Here is a 25,072-nt window from a genome sequence, read left to right as displayed (position 1 = left end):
ACAGGCACGATGTTACAATGGAAAATTAAGGCGTTTGACGCACTAACGGTTCACGAACTATATGATTTATTACAATTAAGAAGTGAGATCTTTGTAGTGGAGCAAAATTGCGTTTATCTTGATCTTGACGGGAAAGATAAAGTAGCATTACATCTTATTGGCGAATTTGAAGGTAAAATTGTGGCTCATTCCAGATTATTCAAACCCGGAATCAGTTTTGACAATGCTTCTATCGGAAGAGTAACTGTTGATGCTAATTATCGTGACAGAAAATGGGGGCATGACTTAATGCGAGAATCAATTGCAGGTATTGCGCATCATTTTGGCGAAAGCAAAATCACTATAGGAGCGCAGTTGTATCTAAAAAAATTCTACGAAAACCACGGATTTGTGCAAACCAGCGAAATGTATCTGGAAGATGATATTCCGCATATTGAGATGAAAAGAGAATAATTAAATTTTCACAATAAGGAATTCGACTCTTCGGTCTAACGCTTCTCCTAAACCCGTAGGGAATTTGTTTCCACATCCTATATATTTCATTCTAAGGCTGTTTATACCTTTAGACATGAGGTACTTGTATACGCTTTTGGCCCGATTCAAAGAAAGTTTTCTTTCGCGGCTGTCTTTGTCTATGGCGTCATCGTAATAGTTTGGAGTACAACATACGTGTCCTTTAATTTCGAATTGTAAGTTTTTCTGTTTTTGTAAAATTTTTGAAATTTTGTCTAATTCCAATTTAGATTGTGCGGTTAATTTGCTGCTTCCCAAAGGGAATAGAATATTGTCTAAGTAGACTCGGTCACCAACTTTGTGGTTGTCCTGAAAGGAGTTATAAATTCCTTTTCCAAAACTGTTTTTCTTTACAAGGAGTAAATCAACGCGTCTGTTTTTGGAACGGGTTTCATTTAAATTTTCAAAAGCATCAGTTGTTAAAATCACCCGACCTTTCCCTTCGATAATAACAATTTTGTTTTTATTAAAACCATTGGAAGTCAGGATATCTTGAACGGTTTTTACTCTGTTGTCTGATAATTTATAATTGTAATCATTATCGCCTCTATCGTCACAATAGCCATAAATCTGTATGGACTCGACTTTTGTAGTATCGACTCTTTTTATAAAATTGACTATAGTTTGTACTTGGTCGGTATAAAGATTGTATTTATCAAATTCAAAATATACGGTTTCTGAGGTTTTAATTTGAGCGGATAAATAACTATAAGTAAGCAAAAAGAGTAGACTAAATAAGTTCTTCATTATATTTTTAAAATAGTCTTATACTCAGAGTTGTTGTTTAAAATGCTCACTGCTTTCTTAATTTCTGAATTGTTTTTGATGTAATATTGATACAATCCTTCTTGGTATTGATAACGTTTAATGATTTCATCCAAAATCAGATTTTTAATTTCTTTTTGGTTTTTATCCAATAATGCATTCTCGCTTTTTTGAAGTGCAGTAAGCAATTGTTGGTATTCTGTAAGGATGGATTCCTCTATTTTTTCTTTTTTGGCTACTGCCAAAGTGTTTTTCAAAGCGAGTTCTGTTTCAGTGTCAAAAGAGAATTTTTGCACTTTTAAAAACTGTTTGAAATCCAAGAAATCAGTATCGGTAATGGTAGGAATACGGTTTCCTAAATCGGGATTTTTATAATAATAATTAGTTACGTAATTAAAAATTCCGTCATTTTTTATCAAAGCATCCGTAATTGGACTTGATTTTGCTTCTTCCAGTTCTACATCGGGCTGAATACCGCCACCATCATAAACGGTTCTCCCTTTTCGGGTTTTAAAAGCATTGTAGTTTTTCTCTTCGGTCTTTATGGCTTTCCCATTTGTATCTTTTCGGGTATAATCCAAAGCTTGAATGCATCTTCCTGACGGCGTGTAATAGCGTGAAATGGTTACTTTTAGTTGTGTTCCGAAGGTCAAATCCACCGGTCTTTGAACTAATCCTTTCCCAAAACTACGGCTTCCTACCACCACAGCACGATCCAAATCCTGCAAAGCGCCAGCCACAATTTCTGATGCCGAAGCACTTCTGCCGTTCACAATAATAATCAAAGGAATTTCAGTGTCTACAGGATCTTTGGTTGTTTTATAGGTGCTGTTGTGTTTTTCTATTTTTGATTTTGTAGTAACAATAATCTCGTTTTTTGGAACAAATAAATTACAAATATTCACTGCTTCATTCAAAAGTCCTCCCGGATTATCTCTCAAATCCAATATAATTCGTTCCGCACCGTCTTTTTTTAATTGTTCCAATGCTTCTTTAGTTTCGAATGACGCTTTTTTATTAAAATGTGACAATACAATATATCCGGTTTTGTCGTCTATTTTTGCAAAAAAGGGAACCGATTTGATTTCGACTTCGTCAAGGACAATTTGAGTGGTGCTCATTTTTCCTTGTCGGATGTATTTGATGTCGATTTTTGTATTTTTCGCACCTTTAAAAAGCTGTGAAGCATCTTCTTTGAAATCAGATAATAATACATCACCTATTTGAGTAATTTCGTCACCCGCTTTAAGACCCGCTTTATCCGCAGGGAAGTTTTTATACGCTTCCTTGACTATCAATTTATCTTCTTTCCGAGTCAATAAAGCACCTATTCCAGTATATTCTCCAGTGTTGTTTATCTTGAATCTCACCACATCCTGTTCGTTGAAATAAACGGTGTAAGGGTCTAAATTAGCTAACATTCCTTTGATGGCTTTGTCCATTAAGTCACCAGGATTCGTTTCATCGACATAATTTCGGTTCAATTCCTTGAAAAGGGTCGTGAATATCTCGATTTGCTTGGCGATTTCAAAAAAATCGTCTTTGAAACTAGCACCAATAAACAGAAATGCCGAAGCGACAACGGGGATTATGAATTTTTTTTTGAAGAAGTTCATAGGTTTAATTAACTAAATTTGAGGCCACTAAAATAAGAATAAATCACCAAATAATTATCTAGGACTAAATCTAAACGCAACTTTGTTCAATTAGAATATATCAAATGTTTAAATTTCAGAAATAGAATCGCTTTCTGACTCTGGTTTTTTAATATTTTGAGCAATAAACTTCTCAAACAATTGAATGGTTTTGGTATTAATTTCCTCGTACGTCAATCGGTCCTTCGTTTGATAAAAAAACATAAAGGAATACGGTTGGTCCAGATTATCAATCAATAAGTGTTTGTTCAGGCGATAGGTTTCGCGCAGTACACGTTTGAAATAATTGCGGTCTACGGCTTTCTTAAAATTCTTTTTTGAAACCGAAACGCCCATTTTTATTTTTTCTCCCGACACTTCGGGATTACCAAAAGAACCTGCTTTATACACCAATCGCAACGGATATTTAGATACTGATTTCCCTTCGGTAAACAATAATCCAATGGTTATTTTACTTTTTAGCTTTTCGTTTTTTGGGTAAGTGAAGTTCATTTTAATAGAAAAAAGACATAGATTTTAACGTGCAAAGTTACGATTAAACGTTGAGCCTGTATATTGTTTCGGATTTAAATACCGCTAAAAATATATTTCTTACTTTTGTGGCAAATTTTTAAAGCATGCAAAAACTAATTTCGTATCCCATTTCCGTAATTTATTATTTATGTTTCGGTCTAACATTGGTTATTTTTCATCCAATTCAGTGGGTTTGCTTCAATGTTTTTGGTTATCAAGCCCATAAAAAAAGTGTCGACTATTTGAATTTTTTCTTACTGAGATGCACGAATCTTTTGGGGACAACGTACAAATTTGAAAACATAGAAAGCATTCCAAAAAATGTTCCTCTGATTTTTGTGTCTAATCATCAAAGTATGTATGATATTATTGCTATGATTTGGTTTTTCCGCCGATTTCATTGTAAATTTGTCAGTAAGAAAGAATTAGGAAAAGGCATCCCAAGTGTGTCGTTTAATTTACGTCATGGAGGCTCTGTTCTTATCGATCGTAAAGATCCCAAACAAGCCATTCCGGCCATCAAAGGATTGTCTGAATATATTGAAAAAAACAACCGTTCCGCAGTTATTTTTCCGGAAGGAACACGAAGCAAGACGGGTAAGCCAAAAGAGTTTGCACAAAGCGGGTTGAAAATTTTATGTAAATATGCGCCTTCGGCATACGTAGTTCCAGTAAGCATAAACAATTCTTGGAAAATAGTTAAATACGGGTTTTTCCCTTTAGGTTTAGGAAATCGCCTTACCTTTGTAGTACATAAACCATTAGCGGTTAAAGATTATGATTTTGCTGAGTTGATGGAAAAAACAGAAGCAGCAGTTGTTCAAGGAATAAAAATTTAATTTATATATAATGTCAATAAAAAACATTCGATTAGAAGTAATGCAGTTTTTGGAAAAAAACGTAGACAGCTTTGTCGATCAGTATCTAATTCCAGTGGAAAAAATATGGCAACCAACAGATTTTTTGCCTAATTCCCAAAGTGATACTTTTTTTGATGAGGTCAAAGAATTACGTGAAATTGCAAAAGAATTACCTTATGATTTCTGGGTGACTTTAGTAGGTGATACCATTACTGAGGAAGCTTTACCAACTTACGAATCCTGGTTAATGGACGTAGATGGAATTGATAATGTAGAGCGTAACGGTTGGTCTAAATGGATCAGACAATGGACTGGAGAGGAAAATCGTCATGGTGATTTACTGAACAAATATTTGTATTTATCAGGTCGTGTGAACATGCGTGAAGTAGAAATGACTACGCAACACTTGATTAACGACGGTTTTGATATTGGAACCGGAAGAGATCCATACAAAAACTTTGTGTACACCAGTTTTCAAGAATTAGCAACCTATGTTTCTCACAACAGAGTAGCTCAAATGGCTAAGAAATATGGGGACAACAAATTGTCTAAAATGTGTAAAATGATTGCTGGTGACGAGATGCGTCATCATCATGCGTACAGCGAATTTGTAAACCGTATTTTTCAAGTTGATCCAAGTGAAATGATGCTTGCGTTTCAATACATGATGAAAGCAAAAATCGTTATGCCAGCGCATTTCTTGAGAGAATCCGGTGAAAAAATCAGTACTGCATTCGAACAGTTTTCTGATTCGGCACAAAGAATTGGTGTTTACACTGCAGCAGATTATGTAGATATCATGCAAAAATTAATTGACAAATGGGAAATTGACAAAATTTCCGGTTTGACTGATGAAGCAGAAAAAGCCCGTGATTACTTGATGAAATTACCGGCAAGAATGGCAAAAATTTCAGAAAGATTAGTGATTCCACAAGAATCACATATTTTCAAATGGGTGGAGCCAGCTTTAGTAAGATAGATTTTTGAGTTCTAAATAAAGAATAAAAATGTTGGATTTTGAAGTTGGAGAACTTTGAAATTCAACATTTTTTTTAAAATAAAATAAACAATGACAAACCCTGATTTAATAAGCAAAACGATTCTTTTTGTAAAAGAAAAACTAGAAAATGCCGAAGGCGGACACGACTGGTTCCATATCGAAAGAGTGTTTAAAAATGCTGTTCTGATTTCAAAAAATGAAGTTTGTGATGCCACTGTTGTAAAACTTGGGGCTTTGCTTCATGATGTTGCCGATAGTAAGTTTCATGATGGTGATGAAACCGTTGGACCAAGAATAGCGCGTGAATTTTTAGAATCAGAAAATGTTGACGAAGAAATCATCGCTCATGTGGTAAATATCATTGAAAACATCTCATACAAAGGAGGTAATTTCGAAAAGAAATTCTTATCCATAGAATTAGATGTGGTTCAGGATGCAGATCGTTTAGACGCGATTGGCGCCATTGGAATCGCCAGAACGTTCAATTATGGCGGATTTAAAAATAGAGCGCTTTACGACCCTAAAATCGCTCCAAATTCCAGTATGACAAAGGAAGAATACAAGAAGAATGATTCTCCAACGCTCAATCATTTTTACGAGAAGTTATTGCTTTTGAAAGACAAGATGAATACCGAGGCCGGAAAACAAATTGCGCAAGAAAGACACCGTTATATGGAAGGATTTCTGGCGCAGTTTTATGCGGAATGGGAAGGGGAAAAGTAAGTAAGCAGTGTTCAGTTTTTAGTATTCAGTTTGTTGATGTTGAAATTGTACCGCTTTACTTCAAAAAAATCGATTTCAGTCTTGTTTTACACACAAACCACTAAATTCTGTTCACTGACCACTAATTTTAAATTCCTTTTTCTTTCATTTCCAGAATCACATCTGAAGCGTTTTTAAAAGTGGGTGCTTGCTCAATAATACTTCCCACTCTTTTTTTATTGAGTTTAAAGGTGATGTCATTTTCCGTTGTAAACAACAAAGCGGTCAAAAACGGGTTATTCATATACGGAGCCAATATAATAAAGGCTTCGTCAAGCGAATGGAAACTTTCTATTTCTTCGGTTTTGTAACGCGCCGTAACCGAAAGACTGAATACGTCATTCTCCAGTAAAACGGGACGCACATAAATATTTTTAAGTTCCGTATCACCAATGGTTTTAGCAAGCGTTAGTTTGGCATACGTATGGTTTTCGATACTTTCTTTTACCTTTTCCCAGAAAAGTACAAATACAGGTTGGAAGGACATAAGTTTGATTTTAGATGGTGTTATATTCCGAAACGGGTCTGTAAAATTAAGTGTTGTAAGCCAAACAATCTCTTTTTAAGGAAAGATTATTTTAAAGGATAATCACTTATAAACTAAAAAGAGAACCAATGTGGTTCTCTTTTGTAATTATTTCCCAGTAAATACTGCTTTTCTTTTCTCTAAAAAGGCGGTTGTTCCTTCTTTAAAATCTTCGGTTCCAAAACATTTTCCAAAGGCTTTTATTTCGGCTTCATAGCCATTTTTTCCTTCTTTGAAATTAGCATTGACTGCTTTTATGGCTTTGCCAATGGCGTAAGGAGAATTCTTGATTATTTTGTTTGCAAGGTTCACGCAGTAGTCTAAAAGTTCTGCTTCAGGAACAACGTGATTCACTAATCCGGTTCTGTACGCGTCTTGTGCCGTTACCATTCCTGCGGTCATAATCATTTCCATTGCGCGTCCTTTTCCTATCAATTGTGGCAAACGTTGTGTTCCTCCGTAACCCGGAATTACACCCAGTGAAACTTCAGGCAATCCCATTTTTGCATTTTCCGAAGCGATTCTAAAATGACACGCCATCGCCAGTTCTAATCCGCCACCCAATGCAAAACCATTGACCGCTGCAATTACCGGAGTTTTTAAATTCTCTATAAAATCAAATAATTTCTCTTGTCCTTCTGCCGCCAATTGCGTTCCTTCTTCAATCGAAAAATTAGCAAATTCAGAAATATCAGCTCCGGCCACAAACGCTTTTTCACCACTTCCAGTTAGAATAATAGCACGAATTTCATCATTTTTCCCTAATGTTTTGAAGGCTTTGTTCAAATCAGAAATGGTTGCAACATTCAAAGCGTTTAGTTTTGTAGGACGATTAATAGTAATCGTTGCGATGTTGTTTTCAGTTGCAATTAAAATGTTTTCGTAATTCATAATTGTAATTTTAAGAGTTAATTATTGGGAGTGAAACAATAAAAGTAGTTCCTTTTCCAAATTCAGTTTCAAAGGTAATCGTTCCTTTATAATTTTCGATAATGTTTTTTATAATACCGAGACCAAGACCCATTCCGCTGCTTTTGGTGGTGAATTTTGGTTCGAATATACGGTCGATGTCCTTGGGCTGAATGCCAATTCCGTTATCGGCAACGGTAATTAAAACGTTGTTTAGTTCTTTTTTTACCGATACGACAATAGACTTATTTTCCTGCTGTTCCGGAATGGACTGAATGGCATTCTTTGCTAAATTTGTGATGATTCGAATGAGTTGTGTTCGGTCAATTTTCGAAATAATTTCGGGAGAATCACTTTGGAATTGAATGTATTCTTCGTTGAAAATATCCATGGCAAGTTCTACTACTTCGACCACGTTTAAGGTTTCATTTTGCTGTGCCGGCATCGATGCAAAATTCGAAAAAGCCGAAGCCACCGCGCTCATTGTATCAATTTGCTGGATTAAAGTTTCGGAGTAGTCATTCATTTTCTGCTTTACATTAGGATCAGTCGGGTCAAATTTTCGCTGAAAACTCTGCACTGTTAGTCGCATTGGCGTAAGAGGATTCTTGATTTCATGCGCCACCTGTTTCGCCATTTCGCGCCAAGCTTCTTCACGTTCGCTTTGTGCTAGTTTGATGGCACTTTTCTCGAGTTCATCCACCATTCCGTTGTACGCTTTTATCAAAAGATTAATCTCTTTGCTGCTGGCTTCCAAAACAATTTTCTCGTTTTTTTGATTCAAACTCGTTTCGCTTAACTTATCTGAGATTGTTTTCAACGATTTAGTGATGTATGAAGAAAGGAAATAGGCCAATGCAAATGCGACGATAAGCATAAAGGAATACACTTGTCCCAGGCGGATTAGAAAGCTTTTTAATTCGTTTTCATAGTAACCGTCGTCTTCTACGTATGGAAGATTTAAGATTCCCAACGGTTTAAATTTATCGTCTTTGATTTGACTGAAAGCAGAGCGGTTCTTTTTGCCATCAATAGTTTTAATGTCTACGTATCTTTTTTCAATCGAAGAGCGAACCAGTTTTAAAATGTATTTGGGAATTGGCGGAGCGACTTTATCTACAGAAAATGATTCTTTGGAGGATTTTAGCAATTTTCCGTCTAAACTGTAAATGTTAATTTCAATACTGTGAATTTGTGCCAGTTCGTGAATTTTATCTTTAAAAATCAAACCTAAATTCTCCGTTGTCAAAGGATATGTAGTAGTCGAAAGCACATAATTTATATGTTCTTTTATTGCGTCTTCTTTTCGTTCTAAGCGCTCTTGGTGGTATTCTTTGGCTTCGTTTTTAAACTGAATGATTGAAATTGAAGCTAACAAAACGGACGCCATAATTATCAATACAATCATCGAAAGGAAAATCCTGATTCGTAACGAAAGCATTGATATTTTGAAGCTTTTAAACATATTAAGATTGATTTCTTTCTCTGATTTTTTTATAAAATTTAAATCCAAGCATAATTAAAATGGAAAAGAGAAAGATTCCAATTACACCATAAATCCAGTTGACTGCATTTTTTAAAATTACTAAAAAAACCACTGCAAAAAGGATAATCGTTGCGCCTTCGTTCCACAATCTCATGAAATTTGTGGAATATTTCACTTCGTCATTTTGCAATTGCTTGAATATTTGATGGCATTTTGCATGGTATAAATACAACACAAATACAAAGCCAAGTTTTACATGCATCCAAGGCATTTTTAACCAAGCTTGTCCTAAATCTGTAAAAAACAGCATCCAAAAAGCAAAAATACTGGCTAAAACTGCTGATGGCCAAGTGATAATGTACCACAAGCGATAGGTCATTATTTTGTATTGTTTTTGCAATATTTCTTTTTCTGGCGAAGGTTTTTGCACTGCTTCAATTTGGTAAACGAATAAGCGAACAATGTAAAATAATCCTGCAAACCATGTGATTACAAAGATGAGGTGCAGGGATTTAAGGTAATTATAGTATTCCATCGTTAGTTTGAATCAGTTTTGTGTTCATTTCTTTTTTTAGAAAATAGCCAGTTAGTAGCGTTGATAAAATATCAGCAATTGGGAATGCAATCCACACTCCAAAAATACCTAAAAAATTTGGTAGAATCAGCACTAACGGAATCAGGAAAAACCCTTGTTTGCTTAAGGTCAAAAGCAATGCTTTTTTTGCCTTTCCCGCCGCTTGAAAATAAGCCGCACCAATAAGTTGTACCGCTATGATTGGCGAAGCCGCAAAAACCCAGCGCAACGCTTCTGGAGTTTGGGCAATCACGAGTGGATCTGTAGTAAAAATAGCGACTATCGGTTTGGCAAAAATCAGAATTACCACAAAAATAACGGTGGCTAAAAAGGCGGCGTATTTTATTGAAAGCAGCACACTTTCTTTGACTCTTTCATAATTTCCCGCACCGTAATTAAAACCGGCGATAGGCAGAAATCCTTGTGTGATTCCCAGAATTGGAAACAAAGCAAACATCAACATTCGGCTGATAATTCCATAAATAGCAACGGAATGTTCGCCGCCATAAGTATATAAAGTATGATTCAGGATTATGGCTAAAATACTCACGACTCCTTGTCTCGAAAAAGTCACAAAACTCAATTCGGTTATTTCTTTTACAATAGGAATGTTGAATTTGAAATGTCTGGCTTTTAGTTGTAGTTCACTTTTAAAATAAAAAAACCAAAACACAAATAAGAAGCAGGTAAAATAGGATATGGCTGTAGCCAAAGCAGCACCAAACATTCCTAAATTCAGGTATTTTATAAAAATAATGTCTAGTAAAATGTTTATAAATGCAGGGATTATCATGGCGACCATTGCAAACTTTGCTTTGTCTTCGGCCCGAATCACGTTGTTCCCCATCATGCAAAGTGCCAAGAACGGAACGCTTATAATTATAGGTATAAAAAATTCTTTGGCGGGTTCCATTATGGCTCCTTTCGCGCCAAAAAGCATCAGCATTTCGTCGCTGAAAAAAAGACCAAATAGCACAAAAACAGATGCTAATAAAAAAGTCATCATAATTTGATTGCCAAAGGTATGCAAAGCTTTTTCCTTATGATTGGCTCCCAATGCTCTGGAAAGTACAGAGCCTCCGCCCACACCAATCGCCATTCCCAAAGAAGAAATCAAAAAGGTGATGGGCAAAACTACGGTTACCGCCGCAATGGCCAAAGAACCAATCCATTGCCCAACAAAAATGGTGTCAATTAAAATATTAACCGACATGAATAAAATTCCAATAGAAGAGGGAACGGCTTGTTTTATCAAGAGTTTTTTGATGTCCTGAGTTCCTAACTCATCGGCGGTAACAGCCATTTAAGCGTTAATTTTTTCAGAGTCAACTTTAACGGATGAAGAAGCGTTGGACCAATTTGAAATCCAATTGCTTACTGTTTTGCACCAATCGTCGCTGTCGTTCAAACACGGAATGGCTAAAAATTCTTCACCACCATGAGCTTTGAATTCATGATTGGCTTCCATGGCAATTTCTTCTAAAGTCTCCAAGCAATCGGATACGAACGCAGGTGTTACAACGGCAAGTTTTTTAATTCCTTTTTCGGGCATTTTGTTTACTTCAACATCCGTGTACGGTGTCAACCATTTGTCTCCCGCTAAGCGCGATTGAAAGGTCTGGCTGTATTTTCCTTCTGGGATTCCCAATAATTTTACCACTTGTTTTGTGGTTTCGTAACATTGGTGACGGTAGCAAAATTCATGTGCCGGCGAAGGCGTGTTGCAACAAGAACCGTCTATTTTACAATGTGATTTGGTAATATCTGTCTTGCGAATGTGACGCTCTGGAATTCCGTGGTAGGAGAATAATAAATGATCGTAATCAAAACCTTCTAAATGACCTTTGATAGAATCAGCCAGATTTTTTAAGTAATCAGGTTTGTTATAAAATGCAGGAACAATCGTAAATTTCATTTCCGGAAAGTGCTTTTTACGCAATTCTTCGGCTAGTTCTAATATTGTAGTTGTAGATGCCATCGCATGTTGTGGATACAATGGAAAAAGAAGTACTTCATTCACGCCTTTGTCATGCAATTCTTGTAAACCGGACAATAAAGATGGATTTCCATAACGCATCGCTAAGGAAACGGGAACATCAACTAATTGCTTTACTTTGGCGTGCATTCTTTTGGAAATAACGACAAGCGGAGAACCTTCGTCCCACCATATTTTTGCGTAAGCAGCAGCCGATTTTTTAGGTCTTGTTTGTAAAATTATCCCACGAACTAATAATGCTCGCAACAAAAACGGAACGTCAATTACGTATTTGTCCATTAAAAATTCATCTAAATATGGTTTTACATCTTTTGGAGTTGGACTTTCCGGAGAACCTAAATTAACTAATAATACACCTTTCATGTTATCTTTTTTTGTTGGCACAAAAGTAAATAAACTTACTTTTTTATAAATTGCGATTAACTATTTTTTATTTATTGTTTAATATAAGAAATCAATTGGTTACTGCATATTTGGGTTGATTGACATTAAATATTTCTTTGGCGTGGTGGCAAATTTCTTCTTGAACGCCGCTATGAAATGACTTCCGGTGCTGTATCCAATTTTCAATCCTACTTCGTTTACATTGTAAGAGCCGCTGTCGAGTAATTTTCGGGCAAAATCCATTTTGTAGTCAAATAGAAATCCATAAACTGTATCGCCATAAATTTGTTTGAAACCCATTTTTAGTTTCTTTAGATTCAAACCTATTTCATCGGCTAATTCCTGTAATCCAGGCGGTTCGGCCATGTTGGCAATGATAATTTCTTTAGCTTTTCTAATCTTCATTACATTGTCCTCATCGATTAAAAACGGACATTGTTCTGCGTTTGGATCTTCGGTTCGATTGAAATACAAACTCAATAATTCGTATCCTTTCCCTTTGTAATAGAGGTTTTTTATAGACGGGTGTAAGCTGTAATGGAATAGTTGCGACAAAACAATTGCCATCGATGGACTGATATTTCCTTCGTTATAATATTTTTTGTCCTTATTATCAGCACTCAAAAAAGTAATATAATCGGCTTCTGTAGAAAACAAAGCATGAAATTTTTTGATGGAAATAATCACGGAAATCACCCAAGAATTTGGTGCTAATTCCAAATTTAAGGGCAACTCTTTTTGTGGATTGTACAAAAGCAATGATTTTTCCTCTTTCAGTTCCAAAGCATAATTACCTTGGTTAAAAATAAATTTGGCTTTTCCTTTGATTCCAAAGTGAAACTGAATCAGTCCGCTATCTACTTCGCGTTGTGCATTAAAGGCATCAACACTGTCATTTTGAAAGCGAATGAGCGTAAAATCATCCTCAATTTTTATAATTTCCTGAGAACCCATAGCGATATTTTTTTAATATGAAAATGATATTTATCAGACTCTTTTATTTAGAATAGCTCTAAATAGGATGATTCAAACAACTTGATTTCACTACAAAAATAGAATTTTTTACAATAAAATAAGCAATTGGAACTAAAAAATCACTTAGCGATACAAAAAGAACTTCTAGCGTTACTTTTATAAATACTATAGTGATAATTTTGTTCCACTTTCTGGAAAAGTGCAAATATGGAAAACAATAACACATCAAAGCATCACTATTTTTACGCAGTTGGATTAAGCTATAAAAAAGCAGATGCTGAGATTAGAGGTAAGTTTAGTTTAGACGCTGCTGCAAAAACGCGTTTGCTGGAACAAGCTAAGAATGAAGGAATAGAGAGTTTAATAGTCACTTCTACCTGCAACCGTACTGAAATTTACGGTTATGCGGAACATCCGTTTCAATTAATCAAATTAATTTGTGAGAATAGTCAAGGCTCTGTTGAATCATTTCAAAAGGTAGGTTTTGTCTATAAAAATCAAGAAGCGATTAGTCACTTGTTTCGTGTAGGAACGGGTTTAGACAGTCAGATTCTGGGTGATTTCGAAATTATAGCACAAATAAGAAATTCTTTTTCCCAATCAAAATCATTGGGTTTAGCCAATGCTTTTATGGAACGATTGGTGAATGCCGTTATCCAAGCCAGTAAAAAAATAAAAACCGATACAGAGATTAGCTCAGGCGCTACTTCGGTTTCTTTTGCCGCGGTTCAATATATTTTCAAGAATGTAGAAGACATTGGAAACAAAAACATTCTCTTGTTTGGTACCGGAAAAATTGGTAGAAATACGTGTGAAAATTTAGTAAAACATACTAAAAACGAACATATTACGCTAATTAACAGAACCAAAGAGAAAGCAGAAAAATTAGCTGGGAAATTGAATTTAATCGTAAAAGATTATTCTGAACTGCATTTGGAACTACAAAAAGCAGATGTTGTTGTGGTAGCAACCGGCGCACAAAACCCTACTATTGACAAAGCGATTCTGAATTTGAAAAAACCAATGTTGATTTTGGATTTATCAATTCCGAAAAATGTCCATGAAAATGTGGAAGAAATAGAAGGTGTTACGCTGATTCACATGGATTATTTGTCACAACTAACAGATGAAACTTTAGAAAATAGAAAAAAACACATTCCTGCTGCTGAAGCAATCATCGAAGAAATAAAAGAGGAATTTATTACGTGGACCAAAGGCAGAAAATTTGCGCCGACAATCAATGCTTTAAAAGCAAAATTGAATGCGATAAAAACATCCGAATTGGATTTTCAAAGCAAGAAAATTTCAAATTTTAATGAAGAGCAAGCCGAAATAATCAGCAACAGAATTATCCAAAAAATAACAACTCATTTCGCTAATCATTTGAAAGATGATGATACTATGGTGGATGAAAGTATTGAATGGATTGAGAAAGTTTTCAAAATAGGAGCGACTACAAAATAATGAGCAAAATTATACGCATAGGAACCCGCGATAGTGAACTCGCGCTTTGGCAAGCCCATACTGTCGAAAAAAAACTAAATGATTTAGGCTATAAAACCGAAATTATAGCGGTAAAATCGCAAGGAGATATCATTCTTGATAAACCACTTTACGAATTAGGAATCACAGGAATTTTTACTAAAACACTGGATATCGCTATGATAAATGGCGATGTTGATATTGCGGTGCATTCCATGAAAGATGTCCCTACGGCTTTGCCAATAGGAATTGTACAAGCGGCTGTTCTGGAAAGAGCGAATACTTTGGATATTTTAGTACACAAAGGAAACCTTGATTTTCTTAATGGGGAAGGTACAATTGCCACAGGAAGTTTGCGTCGTCAAGCTCAATGGTTAAATAAATATCCCAATCACAAAGTAGTGGATTTGCGTGGAAACGTCAACACGAGAATGCAAAAATTGCAGGACAGCGATTGGAACGGAGCTGTTTTTGCAGCAGCAGGATTAGAAAGAATTAACTTGAAACCGTCTAATTATATCGATTTGGATTGGATGATTCCAGCGCCGGCTCAAGGTGCTATGGTTGTTGTTGCGATGGCAAATGATGAATTTTGCAGACAAGCGCTAAACGAACTTAACGATATTGATACTGAAGTTTGCACACATATCGAAAGACAGTTTTTAAAAACCCTCGAAGGCGGTTGTACGGCACCAATTGGCGCTTTAGCAGTTTTTGTAGAAGATGATATTTTGTTTAAAGGCGTTCTGTTTTCTATCGATGGGAAGCAAAAAATCGAAATCGAAAAAACCGTTCCTATGCAAGAATGGAAGAAATTAGGCTTTTATTGTGCCAAAGAAATTTTAGAAAATGGCGGAGCAGAATTGATGACAGCAATTAAAATTAATTTGAAAAAATAATGAGTCAAACAAGCATTTTATCCACCAAAACATTGTCAGCAGAACAAAGACAAGTATTTCTTGATGCTAATTTTGATCTTTTAGAACAAGATTTCATCGAAATCAAAAACAACCTTTTTGAACTGAAAACAATCAACAACAACTTGATTTTTAGTAGCCAAAATGCTGTTTTAAGTTTGATAGAACAAAACGGTTGGGAAGTTTTAAAGAGTAAACATGTTTTTTGTGTCGGTATTAAAACCAAGGAATTACTCGAATTGCATGGCTTTACAGTCGATGTTTATTTGGATTACGCCTCTGAATTAGCTGAAATAATCACTTTGATTTACAATAAGGAAAGCTATACTTTTTTGAGCGGAAATTTGCGTAAAGAAACGTTGCCAGAAGCATTAAAAAGCGCAGGAATAACTTTTAATGAAATTGAAGTGTATCAAACAGCGCTTGCGCCTTTTAAAATATCAGACCAAGAAAAATTTGACGGAATTCTATTTTTTAGTCCATCTGGCGTTGAAAGTTATTTGACAAATAATAAAATCAAGAATGAAGTTTGTTTTTGCATAGGCACTACTACAGCATCAGCATTAGAAATAAAGAAAATTAAAAACATCGTAATTGCCGAAACACCAACTATCGAAGAGGTGATTGAGGAAGTTATTGAATATTATAAAATGGAAAGCATCTAGCAATCTGCTAAAATTTAAATACATGATTAAGAACGACCTATTTTTAAGAGCACTAAAAGGAGAAACAGTACAACGTCCACCAGTTTGGATGATGCGTCAAGCCGGAAGATATTTGCCGGAATTCATCGCTTTGCGTGATAAATATGATTTCTTCACCCGTTGTCAAACTCCAGAATTAGCTGCTGAAATTACTGTACAACCAATAAGAAGAATTGCACCGGATGCTGCGATTTTGTTTTCGGATATTTTGGTAATTCCGCAAGCAATGGGAATTGAAGTGTTGATGAAAGAAAATTTTGGTCCGTTTTTACCAAATCCTATTCGTACGATTCAGGATGTGGAAAAGGTAATTGTTCCAGACGTTCACGAAACTTTGGGGTATGTTTTTGAAGCTATAAAATTGACTAAGGAAATGTTGAATGATGAGGTGCCGTTAATTGGTTTTGCAGGTTCTCCTTGGACAATTATGTGTTATGCAGTAGAAGGGAAAGGTTCTAAAAGTTTTGATATGGCCAAGGGATTTTGTTTCCAACATCCAGAAGCAGCGCATGTTTTATTGCAAAAAATCACCGATACCACTATTTTATATTTAAAAGAAAAAGTAAAAGCAGGAGTAAATGCCGTTCAAATTTTTGACTCTTGGGGCGGAATGTTGTCTCCAGTTGATTATCAGGAATTCTCTTGGAAATACATCAACCAAATCATTGAGGCTTTGGCTGATGATGCACCGGTTATCGTTTTCGGAAAAGGATGTTGGTTCGCATTAGGCGAAATGGGGAAAAGTAGAGCATCAGCGTTAGGTGTTGATTGGACTTGTTCTCCAAGAAATGCAAGATACTTGTCTGGTGGAAATATCACATTACAAGGAAATTTTGATCCTTCCAGATTGTTGTCTCCAATTCCGGTGATTAAGAAAATGGTACACGAAATGATTGACGAATTCGGAAAAGACAAATACATCGTGAATTTAGGTCACGGAATTTTACCAAATATTCCTGTGGATCACGCAAAAGCATTTATTGATGCCGTGAAGGAATACAATCAGTAGTCAGTCACAGTCAAAGTTTTCAGTTTCCATTTTTGTAGCTGAAAATCATTACTGAAAACTAATTTATAATGAAAGAACAATTTTATTCTTACATACAAAACCTTCAAGACCAAATCTGTAAAGGATTGGAAGCAGTTGAAGGTCAAGCCAAATTCCGTGAAGACCTTTGGGAACGTCCGGAAGGTGGAGGAGGAAGAACCCGCGTGATTGAAAACGGTCCCGAAGGGTCGGGAGTTTTCGAAAAAGGCGGCGTTAATATTTCGGCAGTACACGGGAAATTACCCGAAGCCATGCAAAAGATGTTCAATGTAGGTGAAGCTGATTTTTTTGCCTGCGGACTGAGTTTGGTATTGCATCCAAAAAACCCAATGACACCAACCGTTCATGCGAACTGGCGTTATTTCGAAATGTACGATGAGAACGGAAACGTAATTCAACAATGGTTTGGTGGTGGGCAGGATTTAACACCGTATTATCTGTTTGAAGAAGATGCGATTCATTTTCATCAAACCTGTAAAACCGCCTGCGACAAACATAATCCGGAGTTTTATCCAAAATACAAGAAACAATGCGATGCCTATTTCTGGAATGCGCACCGAAATGAAGCCCGCGGAATTGGCGGATTGTTTTTCGATTATTGCAAAGCAACCGATGACATGAGTATGCAAAACTGGTTTGATTTCGTTTCAGAAGTGGGGAATAGCTTCCTCCAAGCGTATGTTCCAATTGTAGAAAAGAGAAAAGATTTACTGTATACTCCAGAACAAAGAACGTGGCAGGAAATTCGTCGTGGTCGTTATGTGGAGTTTAATTTGGTGCATGACAAAGGCACTTTATTTGGTCTAAAAACCAACGGAAGAATCGAAAGTATTCTGATGAGTTTGCCGCCACATGTGCAATGGGTATACGACCATCATGCAGAAGCTGGAAGCGAAGAAGAAAAATTAATAAACGTATTAGAGAATCCAAGAGATTGGCTTTAGGTTTATTTTAAATTCTGAATTTTAAATTTTAAATGGGTTTAACTTTAAACTTTTAAACCTGAAACTTTAAACGAAAATATATGTTCCCATTACACAGAGGCAGAAGATTAAGAACAAACGAATCCATAAGAAGTTTGGTTCGTGAAACCAGTTTAAGTCCAGCGGATTTTATGTTTCCTATGTTTATTGCTGAGGGAGAAAATTATCAAGTAGAAATTGCGTCCATGCCAGGCATATTTCGTCGTTCGATTGATTTAACGGTAAAAGAAATCCATGAATTATTCGATTTAGGCATTCGTGCGGTGAATATTTATGTAAAAGTCAGTGAAAATTTAAAAGACAATACAGGGAAAGAAGCTTGGAATCCAAACGGATTAATGCAAAATGCCATTCGTGCCATCAAAGTCGCTTGTCCGGAAATGATTGTAATGCCTGATGTAGCTTTAGACCCCTATTCTATTTATGGACATGACGGAATCATTGCAAATGGAGATGTAGAAAATGATTCGACGAATGCAGCTTTGGTGAAAATGGCTGTTTCTCATGCGCAAGCGGGTGCCGATTTTGTAGCGCCATCGGACATGATGGACGGACGCGTGTTGCGTTTGCGTGAAGGTCTTGACGCTGCTGGTTTTCATAATGTGGGCATCATGAGTTATTCTGCTAAATACGCTTCTGCATTTTACGGACCATTTCGTGATGCGTTAGACAGCGCTCCTGTTGATGCCATTGAAATTCCAAAAGACAAGAAAACCTATCAAATGGATTATGCGAATCGTATCGAAGCCATCAAAGAAGCGTTGTGGGACGTGGAAGAAGGCGCTGATATGGTTATGGTAAAACCCGGAATTGCGTATTTAGACATCGTTCGCGAAGTCAAAAACGCCGTAAATGTTCCGGTAACGGTATACCATGTTTCGGGAGAATATGCGATGATCAAGGCCGCAGCCGAAAGAGGTTGGCTGGATCACGATAAAATTATGATGGAACAATTAATGTGTATCAAACGGGCTGGAGCCAGTTTAATTTCGACTTATTTTGCTAAAGAAGCTGCAATACTTTTAAATAAATAGAAATGAAAAAATATTTAATAATAGCGGTTTTATTGCTGTCCAATAACATTTTTGCACAAGTTGAGGTGGTTTCCACTTTCATCGAAAAATGGGATAATTCCAAAGATTATTTAGTAGCCGTTGCAGAAGCTATGCCGGAAGATAAATATGATTACAAGCCTGCTGAACGTGAAATGTCGTTTAGAGAACAATTATTTCACATACAAGACAACATGAATTGGTTGGGCACAACGCATTTTTCGGGCGAGAAATATGTGAAAAAAGAAGCGGTAAAAGGACTTTCAAAAGCGCAAATGATCCAAGAAATAAAAGCCTCTTTTGATAAAGCAAAGGCATTTGTACAAAAAACTAATGATATTGAACTGTCGCAAAAAGTAGATTTTTTTGCTGGCCCAAAATCAAAATTACAAATACTCAACTTGATGCAAGATCATGTTACCCATCACAGAGCGCAAATTTTAGTATATTTGAACCTGAATGGAATTCAACCACCCAAGTATGTTGGTTGGTAATTTTGCAATTTAGATACTTACAATTAAAGAAATTAACATGAGAAAGACGTTGTTTTTATTTGCCGTTTTAGCCCTTGCTTCTTGTAAAAAAGAAGAAGTCAAAAAAGAACCTTTATACCCAACCACTACCGAAGAAGTTGCGCAAACTCCAGAGGAATTAGGAGAAGAAATTTTCAAAGGTAAAGGAAATTGTGTTGCCTGTCATCAAGTAGACAAGAAAGTGATAGGACCAAGTCTGCAGGATATTGCTAAGATTTATAAAGATAAAAACGCAAGCATCGTAACGTTTTTAAAAGGTGAAGGTGAGCCTATTGTTGACCCAAGCCAGTATGAAGTTATGAAAACAAACTTCGCCGTTACAAAAGCTATGTCTGATGGCGAATTGAAAGCCTTAGAAGCTTACGTATATTCAAATTTGAAATAATTTATACTGAACTTGTTTCAGTATCTGGAGCTAATCCCGCTCTACGCTGTATTCCCGATAAATAAAAACTACGGCTAAAAAGTCTTGTTTTTCTAAATCGGGAGATGTCGCTGCTATCGGGGCTAAAATACAAGAACCATTCGTCTCTGCGAATGGTTTTTTTTTATGTCTAAAACTGTTTGAGCGTATTTATTTCTGAACTTTCTTGCTTCTTTAGAAACAATGTGGTTAATTTTTTTATCTTTAAAATATGGAAACAGCATACATCAAAACACCTTTAGGAATCGCTACAATCATTGGTGATGAAAATGGAATATCTGTAATTTCAGTTTCGGATGAAGGTGAAATTTCAACTACAATTCCTGCTGTTGTGCAAGAAGCCGTTACGCAACTCAACGATTATTTTGAAGGGAAACGAACCGATTTTGACTTTGCAATGAATCCAAAAGGTACTGAATTCCAACAAAAAGTCTGGAAAGGATTGCTCGAAATTCCATTTGGGAAAACCTGCAGCTATATGGATTTATCCAAAAAACTGGGCGATGTCAAAGCTATTCGAGCTGTGGCTTCTGCTAATGGGAAAAACCCGCTTTGGATTGTCGTTCCATGTCACAGGGTCATTGGTACAGATGGTTCCTTAACAGGATATGCGGGTGGTTTATGGCGCAAAAAATGGTTGTTGGAACATGAGAATCCAACCACACAACAAAGTCTTTTTTAAAAATAGACTTCTTAGATTTTTAGAAGGTTAGACACATTAGATTTCTTTGATTTTTAGAAATTTAGATTGTCTCAGATTCAAAAAAATCAATCAAGTTTACTAATTTAGGTTTTTGTATTTAATCTAAAAATCTAAGAAGTCAAAAAATCTAACCAATCTAGCTGATGATAGAAAAAATAAACCTCAATAACATTCTGTTCCTCGATATAGAAACCGTTCCGGAAGCCGAAGATTTTAATGCATTAGATGCTGAAATGAAAGACCTTTGGGAGCACAAAACCCAATACCAGCGCAAAGACGAATACACGCCTGAAGATTTCTATGACCGTGCGGGAATTTGGGCCGAGTTTGGTAAAATTGTTTGTATTTCAGTGGGTTATTTTACCATCAAAGGGGATATTCGGAATTTTAGGGTGACTTCTTTTTTTGGAGAAGAAAAGAAAATATTGCTCGATTTCAATAATTTGCTGAACAATCATTTCAATCAGCCACAACATGTTTTGTGTGGGCACAATGCCAAGGAATTCGATATTCCATTCCTTGCCCGACGCATGATTATCAATCAAATTGCCATTCCTAACAAGTTGAATTTATTTGGAAAAAAACCATGGGAAATTCCGCATTTGGACACTTTGGAATTATGGAAATTTGGAGATTACAAACATTTTACTTCTTTAAAATTGATGTGTAAAGTCCTTGGAATCCCTTCTCCAAAAGGCGACATCGACGGCAGTCAAGTAGGGCATGTGTTTTATGTAGACAAGGATATTGATAGAATCGTAACCTATTGCGAGAAAGATACCATTGCCGTGGCACAGATTTTCTTGAGATTACGCAGGGAAGAATTGTTAATTGAGGACGAGATTATTCATGTGTAAGCATTCTGTCATTGTCATTGCAATTGATTTATTACATTTACAAAAATTATAAATTATGGTATTGAGTAGATTTTGGTTGGTCATTTTTATTTCAGCAATTGTATTTGTAGTGTTTAGTTTGTTTTCTGGAGACAGTTATACCATTGACCACGTTTTGAACGGAAAGAAAGATGATCCAATTCTGGTTTCGGAGAAATTCGCAGAGCAACTTCCTGCCTTTATTAAAGACAGCATCAAGAAAGCACCTGAACAAACCATGATTATCAATCGTGATACGCTAAATGCTGACACAACTTATGTTTATAAGAACAAAACCGTAAAAATATATAGTGGTGTTCAAAAATCAGATGGTTTATTGCCAACGTGTAAAAGTACTTTACTGGAATTAATCCTTCCGCTGATGGCTTATTTGGCTTTTTTCTGTGGATTGATGGAGCTTTTAATCATTTCCGGAGCCTCTGGAAAATTAGCTAAAGCATTGAGTCCCGTTTTTGTAAAAGTGTTTCCGAGCATTCCGAAAAACCATCCTTCCATTTCGTATATGACCTTAAATTTTGCTGCTAATTTTCTGGGGTTAGATTCTGCTGCAACTCCTTTTGGTTTAAAAGCCATGGAGAGTTTACAAGAAATAAATCCAGAGAAAGACAAAGCAAGTGATGCACAAATTATGTTCATGTGTTTGCACGCATCAGGTCTTACTTTAATAGCTACTTCTATTATAGGATATCGTGCTGCTGCAAATGCGAGTAATCCCGCTGATGTGATGTTGCCATGTATTATCACTTCTTTTATTGGTACAATTGCTGCCTTTTTAATTGTTGGAATCAAACAAAAAATCAATTTCAAAAGTGCTTCTTTGGTAATTGTATTGATGACATTAATAGCTGCCATTGTAGGTTTGTTGATGTATGTAAATCATTTGGATTTAATTGGAAAAAACTATTTCACCTCTAATCTTTCTGCTTTAATATTAATCGGAATAATTGCCTTTACCTTGATCTTTTCGTTTATTCATGAGAAAAAATTTACTGAAGCATCTACTACAGTTTTTGAAAGTTTTGTAGTGGGAGCTAATAATGGTGTGAAAACCGGAGTGACTATTTTTCCTTATGTATTGGGAATGCTGGTAGCTATTTCTTTATTCAGAAATAGTGGTTTGTTTGAAATTATTAGCGATTGGATTGCTTTCATTTTTTCAAATATGGGAGTAAGTAAGGAAATTACAGATGCTTTACCGGTTGCGTTGCTTCGTCCTTTTAGTTCTGCCGGATCAAGAGGATTTTTGATTGATTCTATGAATACTTTTGGTGCCGATTCCTTAACGGCTAGATTGGCAAGTATTTTTCAATGCAGTGCCGAGAGTACTTTTTATGTGATAGCCGTTTATTTTGGCTCTGTAAACATTAAAAACACCCGCTATGCATTAGGAACGATGCTTATAGTAGATGTAATTTGTGTGATTACAGCAATTTTTGTGGCGACTTGGTTTTTTTAAAAAGAAAAATTTAACCCAACTTGCAGACTTTAGCTTGTAAACCTTTGTTTAAAAAGGAAATCTTGTTTTAGGATTTCAGATTTGGGGACTACAAATTTTTTCCTGGTAAAGGGACATTTTTTATAGTTTAGGGCTAAGTAAATTTCCTTTAGTTTAGGGCTTGGCTCTGAACATTTCTTAATTTCGATTGTGTTTTCAAGTACATCTTTTATCTCTGTTGTAACTAACTTTTGAGTATTTGCAATTCTCATAATTTCTTGCCAATCGTGATTTATTTTTTTTACTTTTAGTTGATATCTAATCGTATTTACGATCCAATAGGCTAACAATCCAAGGTTTAAATGTGCCATAGTTGACTCATCGTTCTGATGATAAATAGGTCGTAAATCCAAGTCTGTTTTTAACGTTCTAAAAGTACTTTCAATTTCTCGTATGCAATTGTATATTCTCCAAATTGTTTGCTCATCCCTTTCTTTTAGAGACGTTTTTATAAAATAAACGCCATGTTCTTTTTTCTGATTTATTTGACTTTCTTTGACCTCCCATTTCATAGAAGTTACCTTGCTCGTTTTTTGGTCAACCAATAAATCAATTTGGTAATGCTTGGCTATTGAGGGATATTTTTGTTGCAATCGCCCTATTTTTTGATTTATAATTTCTTGCTTTTTTATCCCCGATTTTTTGGCTAATCCATTGGCAAGTTTGGTTAATGTGTCTTCATAAAGGGTTTTAAATTTGCGATTCATTGAACGTTCTTTCATTGCTTTCATGTCGCTTTTCACCTTGAAAACACACTGATTTTGTTCTTCACCTTCAATTTCATTCAGCTCTATTTTCTGATTTTTTTTGTCATAAACTATTGTAGGGATTTCATTTTTTAAGGCATATTTTTTGGGTTTAGTACGGCTTACACATAAATAATCATATCCTTTTTCTGTCACCAATTTCAAGTTTTCGTCAGTGGCAATACCAGCATCCATAATCACCAAAGCCTTTTTTGTGGACTCACTCGTAGCCTCACGAAGGCTATCAATCATATCGGACAAGGTCTTGCAATCGGCCATATTCCCTTGGTAGATATTGGAATATTTCAAAAAGCCTTCTACATTTACAACAGCTGCCAAAACAACTAGTTTGGCATCGGTTCGCTTTTCCTTGCTACGTCCGTACTGAGCTAAATCACTGTTCTTTTTCTGACCTTCAAAATAGGTATTGGTTAGGTCATACAAATAAAATTTATCTTCAATATCAAATAATTCATTGGTCTTTTGAGACAAATATTTTTCCATCTCATCTTTAACTTGATACAAATTTAAGGCAGATTGATATAATTTATCCTTTGTTATTTTTTTGATAGGATAAGCGGTTAATTCACAAATAGCCGAATTTTCTTTTATCCATTTACTGGTTCTGTTTTCGCTCGCGGGATAAACGGCTCTGCTTATAATTTGAGTGAGTGCCAATTGAACTTGTTCTTCCGGCCAATTTTTATCCAATAAAAACTGGTCTATTTTTAGTTGCTTCAATGTTTGCAAACTCATCCATTCACCTCCTAGTTCACGTGCTTCAGTGTGTTTTAGTGTGTTCAAATCTACACTGTGAATGTCTTTTTGGGAAGAATGAGAATTATCTATTTTGTTTGATTTTAGTATTTTGGAATACAATTCATCAATATACTCCCAAAGATGTTCTTGAAAATCATCTTCAAACAAGCTGTTTTTTCCATTGAGTTTTTCAGTCAATTTTTTCTGGATATAATTCAATTCCTCAGCCGTTAAATGGTCTATAAATCCAGCAGTTACAATAGTTCTGTTTCTAACAATATCGTTTTGATCACGAAAACTCTCTACCAATCGGTAGTAGGATTCCATTTTGCCTGTTTCAGGATTTCGACGAAAAGTAGATTTGAAATACATTTAGTAAAAATCGGAAATATCCCCATTAAAGACAAGATTT

General features: G+C 35.7%; 26 protein-coding genes. 15 read left to right on the top strand and 11 right to left on the bottom strand.

The features are described from left to right. The first annotated feature begins 9 nt into the window (after positions 1–9). Positions 10–453, top strand: a complete 444-nt coding sequence (locus Q1W72_RS08465) for a GNAT family N-acetyltransferase (protein ID WP_099713919.1) — start codon at positions 10–12, stop codon at positions 451–453. Here Q1W72_RS08465 and Q1W72_RS08460 read toward each other — a convergent pair whose 3' ends face one another. The 3 genes from Q1W72_RS08460 to rnpA all read right to left on the bottom strand — a co-directional run bounded on the left by Q1W72_RS08460 (position 454) and on the right by rnpA (position 3,425). Further along, positions 454–1,260 carry an OmpA family protein gene (locus Q1W72_RS08460; RefSeq protein WP_099713918.1) on the bottom strand — a complete coding sequence of 269 codons (807 nt, stop codon included), beginning with the start codon at positions 1,258–1,260 and terminating at the stop codon, positions 454–456. Beyond that, positions 1,260–2,894, bottom strand: a complete 1,635-nt coding sequence (locus Q1W72_RS08455) for a S41 family peptidase (RefSeq protein WP_099713917.1) — start codon at positions 2,892–2,894, stop codon at positions 1,260–1,262. The genes Q1W72_RS08460 and Q1W72_RS08455 overlap by 1 nt, the downstream gene beginning before the upstream one ends. Before the next feature lie 108 nt (positions 2,895–3,002). Then, entirely contained in the window at positions 3,003–3,425 is a 423-nt protein-coding gene (rnpA, locus tag Q1W72_RS08450) for a ribonuclease P protein component (RefSeq protein ID WP_282715547.1), read from the bottom strand. A 125-nt stretch (positions 3,426–3,550) separates the two neighbouring features. Between rnpA and Q1W72_RS08445 the strand changes: the two genes are divergently transcribed. The 3 genes from Q1W72_RS08445 (at position 3,551) to Q1W72_RS08435 (ending at position 6,029) form a co-directional block, all read left to right on the top strand. Further along, positions 3,551–4,285 carry a 1-acyl-sn-glycerol-3-phosphate acyltransferase gene (locus tag Q1W72_RS08445; protein WP_099713915.1) on the top strand — a complete coding sequence of 245 codons (735 nt, stop codon included), beginning with the start codon at positions 3,551–3,553 and terminating at the stop codon, positions 4,283–4,285. A 10-nt stretch (positions 4,286–4,295) separates the two neighbouring features. Then, a complete protein-coding gene (locus tag Q1W72_RS08440) occupies positions 4,296–5,285 on the top strand; it encodes an acyl-ACP desaturase (RefSeq protein WP_099713914.1) in 990 nt (329 codons plus the stop codon). A 90-nt stretch (positions 5,286–5,375) separates the two neighbouring features. Then, positions 5,376–6,029 (top strand): HD domain-containing protein, encoded by a 654-nt coding sequence (locus tag Q1W72_RS08435; RefSeq protein WP_099713913.1) that lies wholly within the window; start codon positions 5,376–5,378, stop codon positions 6,027–6,029. Positions 6,030–6,156: 127 nt separating this feature from the next. Here the strand turns inward: Q1W72_RS08435 and Q1W72_RS08430 are convergent, their stop codons facing one another. The 7 genes from Q1W72_RS08430 to Q1W72_RS08400 form a co-directional block, all read right to left on the bottom strand. Then, positions 6,157–6,555 carry a hypothetical protein gene (locus Q1W72_RS08430; protein ID WP_099713912.1) on the bottom strand — a complete coding sequence of 133 codons (399 nt, stop codon included), beginning with the start codon at positions 6,553–6,555 and terminating at the stop codon, positions 6,157–6,159. A 147-nt stretch (positions 6,556–6,702) separates the two neighbouring features. Then, positions 6,703–7,485 (bottom strand): enoyl-CoA hydratase/isomerase family protein, encoded by a 783-nt coding sequence (locus tag Q1W72_RS08425; RefSeq protein WP_099713911.1) that lies wholly within the window; start codon positions 7,483–7,485, stop codon positions 6,703–6,705. 10 nt (positions 7,486–7,495) lie between these two features. Then, positions 7,496–8,911, bottom strand: a complete 1,416-nt coding sequence (locus Q1W72_RS08420; protein WP_099713910.1) for an ATP-binding protein — start codon at positions 8,909–8,911, stop codon at positions 7,496–7,498. Positions 8,912–8,969: 58 nt separating this feature from the next. After that, a complete protein-coding gene (locus Q1W72_RS08415; protein WP_099713909.1) occupies positions 8,970–9,524 on the bottom strand; it encodes a CopD family protein in 555 nt (184 codons plus the stop codon). After that, positions 9,511–10,866 (bottom strand): MATE family efflux transporter, encoded by a 1,356-nt coding sequence (locus tag Q1W72_RS08410; RefSeq protein ID WP_302137904.1) that lies wholly within the window; start codon positions 10,864–10,866, stop codon positions 9,511–9,513. The genes Q1W72_RS08415 and Q1W72_RS08410 overlap by 14 nt, the downstream gene beginning before the upstream one ends. Next, positions 10,867–11,922: a ferrochelatase gene (gene hemH / locus Q1W72_RS08405; RefSeq protein WP_099713907.1), complete on the bottom strand. Its 1,056-nt coding sequence runs from the start codon at positions 11,920–11,922 to the stop codon at positions 10,867–10,869. A gap of 99 nt (positions 11,923–12,021) precedes the next feature. Further along, positions 12,022–12,897 (bottom strand): AraC family transcriptional regulator, encoded by an 876-nt coding sequence (locus tag Q1W72_RS08400; RefSeq protein WP_099713906.1) that lies wholly within the window; start codon positions 12,895–12,897, stop codon positions 12,022–12,024. Between the two features lie 228 nt (positions 12,898–13,125). On the opposite strand from Q1W72_RS08400, the gene hemA reads away from it, so the two are divergent. The 11 genes from hemA (at position 13,126) to Q1W72_RS08345 (ending at position 23,116) form a co-directional block, all read left to right on the top strand. Then, positions 13,126–14,382 carry a glutamyl-tRNA reductase gene (gene hemA, locus Q1W72_RS08395; protein WP_099713905.1) on the top strand — a complete coding sequence of 419 codons (1,257 nt, stop codon included), beginning with the start codon at positions 13,126–13,128 and terminating at the stop codon, positions 14,380–14,382. Continuing rightward, positions 14,379–15,299: a hydroxymethylbilane synthase gene (gene hemC, locus Q1W72_RS08390; protein ID WP_099713904.1), complete on the top strand. Its 921-nt coding sequence runs from the start codon at positions 14,379–14,381 to the stop codon at positions 15,297–15,299. The genes hemA and hemC overlap by 4 nt, the downstream gene beginning before the upstream one ends. Further along, the gene (locus Q1W72_RS08385; RefSeq protein ID WP_099713903.1) at positions 15,299–15,982 is read left to right on the top strand and encodes a uroporphyrinogen-III synthase; all 684 of its coding nucleotides are present in this window, start codon (positions 15,299–15,301) and stop codon (positions 15,980–15,982) included. The genes hemC and Q1W72_RS08385 overlap by 1 nt, the downstream gene beginning before the upstream one ends. Before the next feature lie 22 nt (positions 15,983–16,004). Next, positions 16,005–17,030, top strand: a complete 1,026-nt coding sequence (gene hemE / locus Q1W72_RS08380) for a uroporphyrinogen decarboxylase (protein WP_099713902.1) — start codon at positions 16,005–16,007, stop codon at positions 17,028–17,030. Positions 17,031–17,098: 68 nt separating this feature from the next. Beyond that, on the top strand, positions 17,099–18,013 hold the full coding sequence (gene hemF / locus Q1W72_RS08375) for an oxygen-dependent coproporphyrinogen oxidase (protein ID WP_099713901.1): 915 nt from the start codon (positions 17,099–17,101) through the stop codon (positions 18,011–18,013). An 80-nt stretch (positions 18,014–18,093) separates the two neighbouring features. Continuing rightward, positions 18,094–19,086 carry a porphobilinogen synthase gene (hemB, locus tag Q1W72_RS08370; protein ID WP_099713900.1) on the top strand — a complete coding sequence of 331 codons (993 nt, stop codon included), beginning with the start codon at positions 18,094–18,096 and terminating at the stop codon, positions 19,084–19,086. A 2-nt stretch (positions 19,087–19,088) separates the two neighbouring features. Further along, positions 19,089–19,598, top strand: a complete 510-nt coding sequence (locus Q1W72_RS08365; RefSeq protein WP_099713899.1) for a DinB family protein — start codon at positions 19,089–19,091, stop codon at positions 19,596–19,598. Between the two features lie 37 nt (positions 19,599–19,635). Further along, positions 19,636–20,022 (top strand): c-type cytochrome, encoded by a 387-nt coding sequence (locus tag Q1W72_RS08360; protein ID WP_099713898.1) that lies wholly within the window; start codon positions 19,636–19,638, stop codon positions 20,020–20,022. A 250-nt stretch (positions 20,023–20,272) separates the two neighbouring features. After that, positions 20,273–20,743: a methylated-DNA--[protein]-cysteine S-methyltransferase gene (locus Q1W72_RS08355; RefSeq protein WP_099713897.1), complete on the top strand. Its 471-nt coding sequence runs from the start codon at positions 20,273–20,275 to the stop codon at positions 20,741–20,743. A 164-nt stretch (positions 20,744–20,907) separates the two neighbouring features. Further along, complete coding sequence (locus tag Q1W72_RS08350) at positions 20,908–21,621, top strand: 3'-5' exonuclease (RefSeq protein ID WP_099713896.1); 714 nt, start codon at positions 20,908–20,910, stop codon at positions 21,619–21,621. 55 nt (positions 21,622–21,676) lie between these two features. Beyond that, positions 21,677–23,116 carry a nucleoside recognition domain-containing protein gene (locus Q1W72_RS08345; protein ID WP_099713895.1) on the top strand — a complete coding sequence of 480 codons (1,440 nt, stop codon included), beginning with the start codon at positions 21,677–21,679 and terminating at the stop codon, positions 23,114–23,116. A 29-nt stretch (positions 23,117–23,145) separates the two neighbouring features. Here Q1W72_RS08345 and Q1W72_RS08340 read toward each other — a convergent pair whose 3' ends face one another. Continuing rightward, a complete protein-coding gene (locus tag Q1W72_RS08340) occupies positions 23,146–25,032 on the bottom strand; it encodes an IS1634 family transposase (RefSeq protein ID WP_302134830.1) in 1,887 nt (628 codons plus the stop codon). Positions 25,033–25,072 lie beyond the last annotated feature (40 nt).

This window comes from Flavobacterium sp. ZE23DGlu08 (genome assembly GCF_030505335.1).
Classification (GTDB): domain Bacteria; phylum Bacteroidota; class Bacteroidia; order Flavobacteriales; family Flavobacteriaceae; genus Flavobacterium; species Flavobacterium algoritolerans.
The sequence above is the reverse complement of the archived record's forward strand: the minus strand, read 5'-3'. Positions and strand labels throughout refer to the sequence as shown.

Coding starts and splice junctions, on each gene's coding strand:
- Q1W72_RS08465 (WP_099713919.1), top strand. CDS start 10: ATGTTACAATGGAAAATTAAGGCGTTTGACGCACTAACGGTTCACGAA.
- Q1W72_RS08460 (WP_099713918.1), bottom strand. CDS start 1,260: ATGAAGAACTTATTTAGTCTACTCTTTTTGCTTACTTATAGTTATTTA.
- Q1W72_RS08455 (WP_099713917.1), bottom strand. CDS start 2,894: ATGAACTTCTTCAAAAAAAAATTCATAATCCCCGTTGTCGCTTCGGCA.
- rnpA (WP_282715547.1), bottom strand. CDS start 3,425: ATGAACTTCACTTACCCAAAAAACGAAAAGCTAAAAAGTAAAATAACC.
- Q1W72_RS08445 (WP_099713915.1), top strand. CDS start 3,551: ATGCAAAAACTAATTTCGTATCCCATTTCCGTAATTTATTATTTATGT.
- Q1W72_RS08440 (WP_099713914.1), top strand. CDS start 4,296: ATGTCAATAAAAAACATTCGATTAGAAGTAATGCAGTTTTTGGAAAAA.
- Q1W72_RS08435 (WP_099713913.1), top strand. CDS start 5,376: ATGACAAACCCTGATTTAATAAGCAAAACGATTCTTTTTGTAAAAGAA.
- Q1W72_RS08430 (WP_099713912.1), bottom strand. CDS start 6,555: ATGTCCTTCCAACCTGTATTTGTACTTTTCTGGGAAAAGGTAAAAGAA.
- Q1W72_RS08425 (WP_099713911.1), bottom strand. CDS start 7,485: ATGAATTACGAAAACATTTTAATTGCAACTGAAAACAACATCGCAACG.
- Q1W72_RS08420 (WP_099713910.1), bottom strand. CDS start 8,911: ATGATTGTATTGATAATTATGGCGTCCGTTTTGTTAGCTTCAATTTCA.
- Q1W72_RS08415 (WP_099713909.1), bottom strand. CDS start 9,524: ATGGAATACTATAATTACCTTAAATCCCTGCACCTCATCTTTGTAATC.
- Q1W72_RS08410 (WP_302137904.1), bottom strand. CDS start 10,866: ATGGCTGTTACCGCCGATGAGTTAGGAACTCAGGACATCAAAAAACTC.
- hemH (WP_099713907.1), bottom strand. CDS start 11,922: ATGAAAGGTGTATTATTAGTTAATTTAGGTTCTCCGGAAAGTCCAACT.
- Q1W72_RS08400 (WP_099713906.1), bottom strand. CDS start 12,897: ATGGGTTCTCAGGAAATTATAAAAATTGAGGATGATTTTACGCTCATT.
- hemA (WP_099713905.1), top strand. CDS start 13,126: ATGGAAAACAATAACACATCAAAGCATCACTATTTTTACGCAGTTGGA.
- Q1W72_RS08385 (WP_099713903.1), top strand. CDS start 15,299: ATGAGTCAAACAAGCATTTTATCCACCAAAACATTGTCAGCAGAACAA.
- hemE (WP_099713902.1), top strand. CDS start 16,005: ATGATTAAGAACGACCTATTTTTAAGAGCACTAAAAGGAGAAACAGTA.
- hemF (WP_099713901.1), top strand. CDS start 17,099: ATGAAAGAACAATTTTATTCTTACATACAAAACCTTCAAGACCAAATC.
- hemB (WP_099713900.1), top strand. CDS start 18,094: ATGTTCCCATTACACAGAGGCAGAAGATTAAGAACAAACGAATCCATA.
- Q1W72_RS08365 (WP_099713899.1), top strand. CDS start 19,089: ATGAAAAAATATTTAATAATAGCGGTTTTATTGCTGTCCAATAACATT.
- Q1W72_RS08360 (WP_099713898.1), top strand. CDS start 19,636: ATGAGAAAGACGTTGTTTTTATTTGCCGTTTTAGCCCTTGCTTCTTGT.
- Q1W72_RS08355 (WP_099713897.1), top strand. CDS start 20,273: ATGGAAACAGCATACATCAAAACACCTTTAGGAATCGCTACAATCATT.
- Q1W72_RS08350 (WP_099713896.1), top strand. CDS start 20,908: ATGATAGAAAAAATAAACCTCAATAACATTCTGTTCCTCGATATAGAA.
- Q1W72_RS08345 (WP_099713895.1), top strand. CDS start 21,677: ATGGTATTGAGTAGATTTTGGTTGGTCATTTTTATTTCAGCAATTGTA.
- Q1W72_RS08340 (WP_302134830.1), bottom strand. CDS start 25,032: ATGTATTTCAAATCTACTTTTCGTCGAAATCCTGAAACAGGCAAAATG.